Raw genomic sequence first — 12,009 nt, forward strand, 5'->3', positions numbered from 1 at the left:
TCAAAAACTTTTTAATAAAAATGGCCGGCTCATCGCAAGTCGGCCATTTTTTACTCATTTTGTTTATATCCCGATAATCGGGCTTCTGCGCTCCATCAGAATCACATCGTGCCATGAGCCGTCGGGCATTTGAGCAATTCTTTCCCGAAACCCGATTTCCCTGAACCCACACTTTGCATGCAACGCTAAACTTGCCTTGTTTTCTCGGGTGATGGCAGATTGCAAAGTCCAAAAGCCATTGTCCTCCGCATCATGAATCAAGTATTTTAAAAGCGCTGTTCCCACCCCCTGCCCTTTGCGTGTATCGCTTATATAAATACTGATCTCGCCGATTCCTTTATAGCAGCAACGGCTCGAGGTCGGACTTAATGCAGCCCATCCCAATATTGAGCCTTCTGAACGTGCGACAATCCGGCATGTCTTCACATGGCTTTGATCCCATTCGCTCCATTCCGGGGCCCCGGTTTGAAAGGTTGCTAACCCTGTTTTTATACCGTCGAGATAAATTTGTCGGATCTGATCCCAGTCGGATGGGTTCATGCCATCAATATGGTAGTTCGTCTGATTGATTTCCATTTGGTCTCGCTTCTTCCAGTAGGAAAATAAAGGTTGAATGCATGGAGGACTCTTCCACGCATTCGCTTTATGCTTATTTTACACCTTCTTTTCCATCGGAATAACAGCTAATTTTGTTTAACCAGTATGGAATATAACCGCATCACTTTGGCTTCTACGAATTTACTTTAGCAGTTGGAATTGTGATCTTGGGACCTTATTGTCTTATGTTTTTACATCACCGGTCTCAAATCACTCAGCCCTATGGTGGCTGGCATGCTGGAAACTTTAGATCCTTTCACAGCTTACAGTTTTTAGATATCATTTTAACAATTCTGACTATTATTTTTAATTTTCCGGCCAATAAAGTTAGCATCTAAATAGAAAAGAGAGAATAGATCGTGAGTATTACATCCTTAATTGCGATTTTTAAATGACTTTCCAAAAATAAATACCATGATAATGGTTACTGAAAGAGACGGACAAATTGTCAAACTGCGGTTTAATTTAAATAACGATTTATAAACATAAATTCAGTGAGAAATTAATCTCATTTGTTTTTCTCTCAACTCAATTCCATTCTACTCTACAAATGCTAACCGCTTAGGGTTTGGAACACAGTGATCCAAGTTCTACAGGGTTCCGCAGCTTGAAATCGATAAACAGTTTACTGTGTTCACAGAAGGGATAAAGGCCTCCTAAAAATGAAGAACCGAGGTGGAATTCGCACAGAAATTTCACTCCGGTTCTTTTTGTTGGTGCGTTCGGCTTTTCTCCTTAACGATAGGTTCCATCCTCCACCCTTTTTATGTTACATTATAATTACCGAAAGAGTTACTGACACCATTGGAGATTAAATCAGGAGGAAAATCGGGTACATGCGCATCTTAGAAATTAAGAAAAAAGCCAGAAAATCATTGAAAGATTATTGGGCGGTTGCTGCGCTGCTCACTTTTTTAACGGCACTTATCGTTATCGGCGCCCCCTATTTTTTCGAAATTGCACTTTGCGGCGGAGTGAGCAATTGGATAAATAATTGGGCAATGACGAACCAGACACCCGCATCCGTACAGCTCATTGAATTGGTTTATTCCCTCGTGCTTACGCCCTTCACATTCAGCGTCTGCTGGTTCTACCTCTCGCTTGTCAGGTCTGAGCATCCGCAATTATATGGCGTGTTTTCGGTTTATACCGATACAAATAGATCACTGAGACTCATCTGGGCTTCAGTCGTCATGGAAGTATATGTCATTCTGTGGTCCCTGTTGTTCATTATTCCCGGAATCATCAAAGGTTTATCCTATTCTCAAACCGTTTTCATCCTGAGAGACCATCCTGAATATTCCGTTTCAGAAGCGATTACGGAAAGCAGAAGGATGATGGACGGCCATAAATGGGAGCTTTTTTTATTAAATTTAAGTTTTATCGGCTGGATGATTCTTTCCGTGTTCCTGACGGCGTTTATCGGCTTGTTGTGGGTTATTCCCTATGTTCTCGCTTCCGTTGCCGAATTTTACGATGAACTGAGGTCGGAAGAAAGATAACGTCCCGACTCCTGAACCGGATGTTCGTCATGAGGAGATTGATCGCAAAAAATAACCGCCCGGCCTGCCTTTCTCTGCCGGGCGGTTATTTCTGTCGGCTTACGTTCACCGTTCCGCGAGCTGGGGTTAAAGTGTTTTTCGTCTGACACGCTGGATGACCATTCTGTCCTCAGGCAAAGCAGGAATGCGCGACAGATTGATACTCAGGTCCTGGACAGGCACTTCATAATCGATCTCATTCGTCAGAAAATGCAGACCAGCCTCCATGACGCGAACAGTCAGTGCCTCTCCGGCACACCGATGGCCGAGGCTGTTGTCTCCGCCTCCCTGCGGAATAAAGTCAAAAGGGCTGCCCTGCCAATGGTCAAAGCGCTCGGGGCGGAACTCGTCGGGCTGATTCCAAATACGGGGATCGTGGTTCATTCCATAGACATCAAGCAGTACCAAGGTTCCCTCTTCAAATTGATAGTTTTTCCATGTAAAATTGCGGCGCACCCGTGCTCCGACAAAAGGAGTAAACGGGTAGGAACGCCGGACTTCTTGGACAAATTGCTGAACATATGGCCCTTTCCCGGATTGCATTTTCTTCCGGCATTCGGGATGTTCATAAAGAGCGTGGACGCCGAAAGTGATGTACGTCGCGATCGCGACGATAGGCCTCAGGATATTAAGCAGCTCCACCGCAGCGATTTTGCTTTCCAGCGGCTTGTCGTTTAGCCCACGGTGCCGGGCGATGACATCGGCGGCAGTACCCTTCGGAGGATTCAGCTCCCCTTCCCGGATTTGTTCAATCATTGTTTCGATCCATTGCTCGGATCTTTTGCGGGCTTCCTTCCCCTGCCAGTGTCTCGGCCCTACCGCTCCAAAACCGTCCACCATTTTGCCTAGATCGTCGGCTCTTTTGCCGGCTTCGGCTTCTTTCAATGGGACACCTGCCCATTCGCAGGCAACACGGCACAGGATTTCCTGAACATCGTCAAAGAGAATGATCCGATCCCTGCTTTCCCATTTTTGAATCGTTTTCCGCCATTGCGTATAGGTCAGATCGACGATGTCGTTAAGCCGCCCAGGGGTCATCAAAGACATGAAAAGGAGTTTGCGGTGCCTGTGCGCCGCTCCGTCAAGGCCTTGGACACCGTTCTCCCCGAACAGTGTTTTTTGAATCCTTTTCGGCGCTGCTCCTTTTCGTATAAACCGTTCTTCATCATAAAAAAGCTGAGCCGCCTCGGCTCCGGTCATGCAGATTACATTTTGGGCGAGCAAACGTGTCTGAAAGACGTCAGTCTGCAGATACCGGCATCGGTTGCGAATAAATAAATAACCTTCGGACAGCAGGTCGAGACTGTTATCCAGGCCTTCAGAACGGGGAATGTGCACTTTCATGTTCATAGAAACCTGCTCCTTTATCGGATTATAAGACACTATCTGTTTTGACCTGCTTCGGAAAATCTATGCATAAAAAGATTTCCAAAAAACAATATTGTCTGGGACAATGCACGGGGACCTATAAGTGAGCAACGGCCGAACATTAAAAAAGATAGGCTGCCAACAGATGGGATGACAAAAACGGATGACGCAGCCGCCCATCCGTTTTTCTATATCGGGGGTCGGCTGCGGACCGACCTGTACCGGAACCCGAAATGATTAACCGCCTACTGCCCCTATTTGTATACAATTATGGCTGTGCATGTATAAACGGCAGGAAAATGTCATCGGCAATTTTCTCAATGGTTTTGTCAGATATCGGTTCCCGTCTCATGATCAGCTCGCGGCGCAGTAAATCCAGCGGCAATGAAATGATCCGGGGTGTTTCCTCAGGCTGGATTTCTCCGCGAAGCGCCCCGTTTTTCAGAATCGTCGTCATGGCTGCCGTCAGCTTACTCTTCGGTCTCGGCTGGTGATCCGGGGCATGGACGCGATTATCGTGCGTTCCATCATCATAAGGCTTCTGATCGTCCGCGCTCCGACTAATTTGAACGGCCTCATATAAGCCTATGCAAGATGTGAGGCATTTTTAACACTTTAGCCTTCCGGAAACCAGCGGTAGAAGTGATGCGTCGGTCCGTGGCCGTGTCCGAGTGACAGGCTGTGCTCAATCGCTCCCTGAATATAGGTCTTGGCCTCGCGGATGGCGTCTGTAAGAGACCGTCCCTCGGCAAGATAGGCCGCAATCGCCGACGATAGGGTGCATCCGGTGCCGTGCGTATTTTTTGTATCTATCCGCTTGCCTGTATACGGATAAAAGCGGGTACCGTCATAAAAAATATCGGTCGGATCTTCCGACAGATGGCCGCCTTTGACGAGGACGCTTTCAGGCCCCATCCGGAAGATCTCTTTTGCGGCCTGCTGCATGTCCTCAATCGTTTCCACCTTGTGGCCGACCAGCCGCTCCGTTTCGAAAAGATTCGGAGTCACAACCGTTGCAAGCGGCAAAAGCCTTTGAATCAGCGTTTCTCTCGCCTCCGGTTTCAATAGATCAAATCCGCTTTTAGATACCATGACGGGATCCAGCACACTGTATTTCGGACCGTATTCCTTCAGCTTGTCTGCAATGGTGCATATTGCGGCGCTGTTGGAGACCATGCCGATTTTAACGGCATCGACCGGAATATCACGGAAGACGGCATCTATCTGCCCGCCGATTATTGCGGGCGAAAGATCCTCGACGTCATCTACACCCAGCGTATTCTGCGCCGTTACGCTGACAATAGCGCTCATACCGTACACACCGAGTGCGGAAAAGGTTTTCAGATCGGCCTGAATGCCTGCCCCTCCGCTTGAATCCGATCCGGCAATCGTCAAAGCCGTTTTCATTTTCCGTCACCTCGCATATATCGGGTAAATTCCGGATGAACGGCCATTATTTTCAGCAGGATGTAAGCGATAAGACTGCCGAAAGTTGTTGCGAGCAGAAAAGGTGCAACAAAAAAAGTAGCCGCTACGTTCTGTCCGAGAATAAATCTGGCAATCGGAAACGAGACAAGCGAACCGATCAATCCTGTTCCGATGACTTCGCCAATGGCGGCAAAAACAGGTTTTTTAAACCAAAGATAGAAAAGTCCTGCCAGGCAGGCGCCGATCATGCTTCCCGGAAAGGCAAAAACAGAGCCTGTTCCAAGCAGGTTGCGCAGCAGTGAGATGGCGAAAGCCGTGCCGACAGCGTAAACGGGGCCGAAAAGAACGGCCGACAGAACATTAATGATATGCTGAACGGGGAAAATTTTGGCCACGCCTATGGGAATATACAGCAAATTGCCGGCAATGACGCCTATCGCGACGAGAAGAGCAGAAAATGTAAGCCTGTACAGCGGTTTCAAAATTCATTCCTCCTTAAAAAAATAAAATAGACCGGAACATCTTTTTTACCTGATCGGGAGGAAACAGAAAAATGCGGGTTATCGGTTTCCGCTGCGCACAGATGTTTGTCTTTTCTTCCCTGTTAAATAAATTAAAAAACGCGGGCCTTAAAAACGCCCGCGCTTGAAGATAGTCTTCCTTTAGGTGCAACTTCCCTCCGCTGGCATCGTCCAGATCAGGTAAAAGGGGTCAAAGACCGTAAGTCTTACTCTCAGCCGGCCGCTCCGGCTCCCCCAGTGCTTAAATGAAATTGTCCTCTCCTGCTGTCATTATAAACTACCACAAGGATGACCGCAATTCAATCGATTTTGCCTTAGAAAAAACGGCGGAAGGAGACAGACCTTGTTTTGTACCTCCCTTTTACTTCTCTGATCTGTATCATTTATTTTTCAGCCCAAGCACGATACGGATATTTGACGGATCGCTGACCATGACCCGGCCGTTTTCTTCCGTTACTGGCGCTCCCATCGCTTTCAGCCGCTCAATGGCAGCGTCCCTTGCCTCAGAACTTGTAAACGCAAGTGTGAAATCTCTCATGCCTGTCTTTTCGCTTTCCGTTGCCGGAATACCTTTGCTTCTCCATGTATTGAGACCAATATGGTGATGGTAGCCCCCTGTAGAAATAAAATCTGCCTGATCGCCAAAGTTTGCGACCAGATCGAAACCCAGCCCCTGACAGTAAAAACGTTCGGATGCCTTCAGATCGGCGACTTGCAGATGAATATGGCCGATGATGGTTTGCTCGGGCATCCCTTCCCACTCTTTGCCGCCCGATTCATTAAGGATCTGTTCATCGAGTGCCTCGGTGGTCATAAAAACTTTGCCGTCGTTCCATTTCCATTGTGCGGCCGGACGATCATGATAAAGTTCGATCCCGTTCCCGTCCGGATCTGCCAGATAAACGGCTTCACTGACCGCGTGATCGGCTCCTCCCTGAAGCGGATAGCCTTCCTTGAGCAGATGGGCCAGAATGAGCGCCAGATCCGCCCGGGAAGGCAGCAAAAGGGCCACATGATAGAGCCCTGCTTTTCTTGGGTTTCCCGGGATCACCGGAATCGGCTGTTCAACGGTGACGAGCGGATCTGTGCCGTTTGCGGTAAAGACAGCCCTTCGCTGTTCCTTTTTGAGTACGCGGAGCCCGAGTATCTTTTGGTAAAATTCAAGTGAACGTTCCAGATTGTTGACGAATAAATAAACTTCGCTTGCGAATGTGTTCGGATAATTGTGAAATGCCATCAAAGCGCGCCCCTTTTTCTAAATAAAATTCATCTTATTACATTATGTAAGCAAAGGATCCCGCTGTCTACAAATTGTTCCTCATGACTTGTACAAAGCCGTGCCGCCGGCCCGTTCGCCGGTGCCGGAGCCCGTTCCGTTCATTTTGCTGCCATACCGGCTTTGCATGCACAGATGGTGTATGGCAACGGATATCTGCCGTCCGACGTTCTGGTTATTGATTCAAAAAGGTCCGCCGCGGGGACCTATCAAAAAAGGACATCTCCCGGTCAAAAAGCTGACCTGAAATGTCCTTGCAGATTCGGGGCCGATCTGTCTGTCCGCGCCGGAAGCGGCCGTTTGCCGCCGTTTAAATTTTAAAGCGTTTAATCAGTTTATCGAGCTGCTGTGCGGCCTCGCCCATCGTTTCCGCGTCCTTGCGGAAGCTTGTCATCGTTTCGTTAACCCCGTCCATTGACAGAGAAACTTCGCCGACACTGGCTGCCGATTCCTCGGAAACGGCGGCGATCGCTTCAATGGATTGCCTCATATTCACGCCGATCTCGCTGACCTTCCGCAGGCGTGTAGACATGATCTGCATTTTTTTGCCGATTGTCTGCATCTGCTCGTCAATCCGGGTGAACTGCCGGCCGGTCGTATCGATCTGTTCCGAGCCCCTTTCCACTTTTTCATAACTCATATTAAGGGCCTCATTGACTTCTGAGGAATCCGTCCGAATGCCGTTCATCATACCTGAGATTTCCTTGGCCGACGCGGAAGTCTGATTGGAAAGCCTGCGGATCGATTCGGCAATCACCGAAAAGCCCTTTCCGTCTTTCCCTGCCCTGGCCGATTCAATCGAAGCGTTAAGGGCGAGAAGATTGGTCTGTCCTGCGATCTCTTCAATTAAACCGATCAATTTGGAGATATTTTTCATCCGTTCTTCAAGGTGATTCATTTTGGCTAAACAGTTTTGGACACTGCCGTCTATGCTATTCATATTTTTGATTGATTCGTCGATCGATGTTTTTCCTTTTTTCGTCACTTCTACGGCCGAAAGAGACAGATCATATATGGACACTGCCCGTGATACTTCGGCCGCCAGATCTTTCATAAAATCGCGCGTCATGTCCGAAATCCGGGAAGTGTTCTCAGCCTGGCCCTCTATGCCTGAGGACAGCTCCGACATCGTATGCTTGACATCCTTGCTGCTCTGTGACACTTTATAAGCCGAATGGATCAGTCGATTGCTGTTATTCTTCGTCGTTTCAGAGAGATGGGCTATTGACTCGGTCATCGTCAGCAGATTCGCTTTCATTTTCGCGATGGATCCGGCAATTAAGCCGAGTTCGTCTTTTCCGGAAACGTTTTTATCGGATTCTCTTAAGTCGCCCGCAGCAATCCGATCGGTCATGTTCACCACATGATCGAACGATTGTCTGAGCCTGCGCTCAATAATCAAAGTAACCGCTCCGCCGATCAGGATCGAAAGAGCGAGACTTGAGACAAGAAATCCGATGGCCCATTTGATCTGTGTCTGGGCATTCGCTACTGCGGACTGCTGCTGCTTGACAAGGGAAGCGCGCAGCTGCTGAAGCAGATTCAATGTATTGTCCTGGATCTTGTTTTGCTCGCTGCGCAACTGCTTCGCTTTATTCATATCCTGCATCAGTACGGCAGGGACAAACTCATTTTGAAAATTGTTGTAGGTCATTGAGTCATTTCTCATGATTTGTGAGAAAATTTTCACTTGCTCCGGTGTCTTCATATAAGGCTCAATCTTTTTTTCCGCCTGCGTCAGCTTCATCTGGTCCTTAGAATAGGCATTGACCGCCGCATCGCCGGGATTCAGAAGATAATCGACCACCCGGGTGTCTTTCGAAAGAAATAACGAGCCGATCTCCGTAATCTGCACGACGCGATTCCCCTCCGCCCCGGCGCTGTCGACCTTGTCAAGCGAAAAGATGAGCAGTGCCGCCGAGAGCACAACCGCAGCAAACGTCAAAATCAAGATAACACCAAGATTCATAAGGTACTTCTGGCCGATCCTTAGATTACTCCATCGCAAGTTTTTCAATCGTTCGTGATCCATGTCGATCCCCCTACAATCCTGACAAATGTACAAAAAAATACATTAACAAGTATCAGACGAAACAGACATTCGATCAAGGGCATTTATGTAAATTTATTGTAAATTATTCTTCATTAACTGTCCCGTGAATGATTTTCACTTCACGGATGCGCTTCCGTCGCGGTTTCCCGTTGATGTTTCAAAGAGCAAAAATAGCAAATGAAGTCTATCTTTCTGCTTCCCGATCATAGAGTGTAAGAGACAGCACACGCACACCTGATGATTGGGAGGGACAAGCTTGAAACAAATCACGCAGCAAAAACATCGATCACTCTTTCACGGACTCTTCTCTCGTTATCTTCTTCTTCTTGTCCTGGTCTATGGGCTGACAGTTTTGATGATCGCCGGGCAGGTAAAAATCGCTTTCATCGATGACGCCCTGCAAAATATTGATTTGCCGGCGGAAATTCTGCTTCCGGAAACATTCGGCAATGAGAACGCTTTATTCAGCCATGCCATCCCGGCCAACGATCGTCCGAGGAGTATTTATCCCCTCATACTGGAAGCGATGACGACGCTTCGTTTCGACGATATTCGCAGCCTGTTCGGTTCGGAGCTTCCGGGATTTACGACTTATAATACAAAGATATTCAGCGCCGGGAAAGGACTCAATTATACGAATCTGCCCCAGGACTCGCCTCCCCCTCCGCAGATGAATCTGCCGGCTCCGAAAACGTCTGTGCCGGCGAAGAAGCAGACGGAACAGCAGCCTAAGGCCAATCAGATAAAAAAAACGGTTTATCTCTACCATTCACACAGCTGGGAATCCTACAAACCGGCGCTTACCGGCCAGAGCAATGCTTCGAGTGCCGTCAGCGCCGATCCGAGTCTGGACGTCATCCATGACGGTACGGTGATCGATCAGGAGTTAGCCGCGAACGGGATCGGCTCTGTCCATGATACGAGCAACAAAAATGTCATGCTCCGGCAGCGGGGCTGGAATTATAATGAGGCTTACCAATACTCGAGAATCATTGCCGAGGCCGCTATGAAGCAGAATCCGGGCATGACCTATCTGATCGATATTCATCGAGATTCATCCGCCGGATCAATCACAACGATGACGCTGAATCACGTTTCCTACGCGCGCATCAGTTTCATAATCGGTGAAGACAATCCGAACTACTCGGCCAATCTTTATCTGGCCAGGCAGATCAAAAATCTGCTGGATCAACATTATCCGGGACTCGTGCTCGGCATCATCGGCAAGACCAAATATTCCGGGGACGGGGTGTACAATCAGGATCTGTCGAAAAATGCTCTGCTCATCGAAGTGGGCGGCGTCGATAATACGCTTGCGGAAGTAGACCGCAGTTCAAAAGCATTTGCCGACGCATTGAGTACCTATATCAAAAAATTAAAAAATTAAATTATAAAAAAGAGTTGCATTTTTTAGCACCTGGTATTAACATTTGGTTGTATAAGTTATATAAAGTGATCTTCGCTCTTCAACCGGATTCATCCGTTTGATAAAATGACCGTTGATTAAAGGAGAGGTGTGCCGTATCTATGGAACTGAATGATTTGATTGCTCCGGAAGTTTATAATCTGACAAGTGAGATCGATCGTTATGATTCGGATAAAATTGCTCTGCGCTGGGAAGGTGAAACAGGCGAGAAAAGATCGGTAACGTATCATGAACTGATTGAAAAAGGGAAACGCTTTGCCAATGTTTTGACCGGCCTGGGGATTAAAAAGGGAGACCGGGTCATGATGATGGTTCCCAAAATTATTGACACCTATGTCATCTATCTGGGTGCGCTCCGCGCCGGAATCGCCGTTATTCCCGGTTCGGAAATGCTGCACGCGGGAGATATTGCCTTCCGCATCAATCAGGGAGGAGCGAAAGCAATCATTGCCTATCGCGACTACATCGATCAGATTGAACAGGTCAAGGAACCCATGCCGTCCCTGCAGTATAAAATTTCCGTCGAAAGCACGGCCGACGGCTGGCTGTCGATGGATAAACTGATGGCCGGTGCCTCCGCAGATTTTACAACGGTCGCCACGCGCAGAGACGACATCGCTTTTCTGACCTATACATCCGGAACGGCGGGCACCCCTAAAGGTGTTGTGCATGATCATGGCTGGGCATATGCCCATTTAAGAATCGCGCCACGCCGCTGGCTCAATATTCACGAAGATGATATTGTCTGGGCAACGGCAGGGCCCGGATGGCAGATGTGGATCTGGAGCCCCTTCCTTTCTGTCCTCGGGATGGGCGTTACTGGAATCGTTTATGAAGGACGCTTCCATCCCGCGAAACAGCTTGAGCTGCTTCAGGACTATAAAGTCAATGTACTCCTCTGCACGCCGACGGAATACCGCCTGATGGCCAAAGTGGATCATCTCGGCAGCTATGATCTTTCTCATCTGCACACCGCTTGCTCGGCAGGCGAAGCGCTGAACAGCGGAGCCATCGATACGTTTAAAAAGACGTTCGGGCTTGAGTTGAAAGACGGTTACGGACAGACAGAGAGCACGCTGCTGATCGGGACAACGGTCGATACCGAACTTCGCCTCGGCTCCATGGGTCAGCCGCTTTTCGATGATGTTATCACGATTGTCGATGAGGACGGCCATCCGGTTCCCGACGGGGTCATCGGGAACATTGCCGTCCGCCGTGATTTTCCCGCTTTGCTGAAGACTTACTATCATCAGCCGGATCGCTATCAGGCTGCCGTGATCGGCGACTATTTTCTGACCGGCGACCGGGCTTCCAGAGATAAAGACAACTACTTCTGGTTTCACGGCCGGCGCGACGATGTTATTATCAGTTCCGGATTTACGATCGGTCCGGCCGAAGTTGAAGACGCGCTGCTGAAGCATCCTGCAGTTAAGGATTGTGCCGTGGTTGCGAGTCCTCACCCGGTCCGCGGAAATATTGTCAAAGCGTTTGTCGTTTTGAAAGAAAGTTACGCCGGAAGCAACTCTCTGGCAAGAAAGCTGAAAGTATTTGTCAAGAATGAGACGTCTCCGTACAAATATCCGCGGGAAATTGAATTCGTCGCCGATCTGCCGAAAAGTGTATCCGGTAAAATAAAGCGGGCCGATCTCAGAGATCTTGAGATCAGCAGGGCGCGTAAAAAGGGCATCAAAGTCTGAACCTTTGAGCATACTATGAACTATTAAGAGGCTGTCTCAAAAGCCCTGTTAAAACTCAAGAACCGGAGAGAAAATTTGTAAAAAAATTTCTCTCCGGTTCTT

General features: G+C 48.4%; 10 protein-coding genes and 1 riboswitch. Of the genes, 3 read left to right on the forward strand and 7 right to left on the reverse strand.

What is annotated here, in order from left to right:
* Nucleotides 1–63: 63 nt before the first annotated feature.
* A complete protein-coding gene (locus Q6A92_RS10015) occupies nucleotides 64–576 on the reverse strand; it encodes a GNAT family N-acetyltransferase (protein ID WP_332238020.1) in 513 nt (170 codons plus the stop codon).
* An 857-nt stretch (nucleotides 577–1,433) separates the two neighbouring features.
* Here Q6A92_RS10015 and Q6A92_RS10020 point away from each other — a divergent pair.
* Nucleotides 1,434–2,099 carry a DUF975 family protein gene (locus tag Q6A92_RS10020; RefSeq protein WP_332238022.1) on the forward strand — a complete coding sequence of 222 codons (666 nt, stop codon included), beginning with the start codon at nucleotides 1,434–1,436 and terminating at the stop codon, nucleotides 2,097–2,099.
* Nucleotides 2,100–2,225: 126 nt separating this feature from the next.
* Here Q6A92_RS10020 and Q6A92_RS10025 read toward each other — a convergent pair whose 3' ends face one another.
* From Q6A92_RS10025 to Q6A92_RS10050, 6 genes are all read right to left on the reverse strand, one after another.
* Nucleotides 2,226–3,482 (reverse strand): cytochrome P450, encoded by a 1,257-nt coding sequence (locus Q6A92_RS10025; protein WP_332238030.1) that lies wholly within the window; start codon nucleotides 3,480–3,482, stop codon nucleotides 2,226–2,228.
* A gap of 292 nt (nucleotides 3,483–3,774) precedes the next feature.
* Nucleotides 3,775–3,963, reverse strand: coding sequence for a hypothetical protein (locus tag Q6A92_RS10030; RefSeq protein WP_332238023.1), 189 nt, complete (start codon nucleotides 3,961–3,963; stop codon nucleotides 3,775–3,777).
* Nucleotides 3,964–4,121: 158 nt separating this feature from the next.
* Nucleotides 4,122–4,913 carry a bifunctional hydroxymethylpyrimidine kinase/phosphomethylpyrimidine kinase gene (gene thiD, locus Q6A92_RS10035; protein WP_332238024.1) on the reverse strand — a complete coding sequence of 264 codons (792 nt, stop codon included), beginning with the start codon at nucleotides 4,911–4,913 and terminating at the stop codon, nucleotides 4,122–4,124.
* Nucleotides 4,910–5,416 carry an energy coupling factor transporter S component ThiW gene (gene thiW / locus Q6A92_RS10040; protein WP_332238025.1) on the reverse strand — a complete coding sequence of 169 codons (507 nt, stop codon included), beginning with the start codon at nucleotides 5,414–5,416 and terminating at the stop codon, nucleotides 4,910–4,912. The genes thiD and thiW overlap by 4 nt, the downstream gene beginning before the upstream one ends.
* A gap of 174 nt (nucleotides 5,417–5,590) precedes the next feature.
* A riboswitch (TPP riboswitch) is annotated at nucleotides 5,591–5,701 on the reverse strand.
* 133 nt (nucleotides 5,702–5,834) lie between these two features.
* Nucleotides 5,835–6,692, reverse strand: coding sequence for a VOC family protein (locus tag Q6A92_RS10045; protein ID WP_332238027.1), 858 nt, complete (start codon nucleotides 6,690–6,692; stop codon nucleotides 5,835–5,837).
* 349 nt (nucleotides 6,693–7,041) lie between these two features.
* Nucleotides 7,042–8,763, reverse strand: a complete 1,722-nt coding sequence (locus Q6A92_RS10050; protein WP_332238028.1) for a methyl-accepting chemotaxis protein — start codon at nucleotides 8,761–8,763, stop codon at nucleotides 7,042–7,044.
* A 277-nt stretch (nucleotides 8,764–9,040) separates the two neighbouring features.
* Between Q6A92_RS10050 and spoIIP the strand changes: the two genes are divergently transcribed.
* Both spoIIP and mbcS read left to right on the forward strand, forming a co-directional pair.
* Nucleotides 9,041–10,171 carry a stage II sporulation protein P gene (gene spoIIP, locus Q6A92_RS10055; protein WP_274399517.1) on the forward strand — a complete coding sequence of 377 codons (1,131 nt, stop codon included), beginning with the start codon at nucleotides 9,041–9,043 and terminating at the stop codon, nucleotides 10,169–10,171.
* 140 nt (nucleotides 10,172–10,311) lie between these two features.
* Nucleotides 10,312–11,907, forward strand: coding sequence for an acyl-CoA synthetase MbcS (mbcS, locus tag Q6A92_RS10060; RefSeq protein WP_274399515.1), 1,596 nt, complete (start codon nucleotides 10,312–10,314; stop codon nucleotides 11,905–11,907).
* Nucleotides 11,908–12,009: the final 102 nt, after the last annotated feature.

The sequence above is a fragment of the Sporolactobacillus sp. KGMB 08714 genome (assembly GCF_036598985.1).
Taxonomy (GTDB): domain Bacteria; phylum Bacillota; class Bacilli; order Bacillales; family Sporolactobacillaceae; genus Sporolactobacillus.

Coding starts and splice junctions, on each gene's coding strand:
- Q6A92_RS10030 (WP_332238023.1), bottom strand. CDS start 3,963: ATGACGACGATTCTGAAAAACGGGGCGCTTCGCGGAGAAATCCAGCCT.
- mbcS (WP_274399515.1), top strand. CDS start 10,312: ATGGAACTGAATGATTTGATTGCTCCGGAAGTTTATAATCTGACAAGT.
- Q6A92_RS10025 (WP_332238030.1), bottom strand. CDS start 3,482: ATGAAAGTGCACATTCCCCGTTCTGAAGGCCTGGATAACAGTCTCGAC.
- Q6A92_RS10045 (WP_332238027.1), bottom strand. CDS start 6,692: ATGGCATTTCACAATTATCCGAACACATTCGCAAGCGAAGTTTATTTA.
- Q6A92_RS10020 (WP_332238022.1), top strand. CDS start 1,434: ATGCGCATCTTAGAAATTAAGAAAAAAGCCAGAAAATCATTGAAAGAT.
- Q6A92_RS10015 (WP_332238020.1), bottom strand. CDS start 576: ATGGAAATCAATCAGACGAACTACCATATTGATGGCATGAACCCATCC.
- thiD (WP_332238024.1), bottom strand. CDS start 4,913: ATGAAAACGGCTTTGACGATTGCCGGATCGGATTCAAGCGGAGGGGCA.
- Q6A92_RS10050 (WP_332238028.1), bottom strand. CDS start 8,763: ATGGATCACGAACGATTGAAAAACTTGCGATGGAGTAATCTAAGGATC.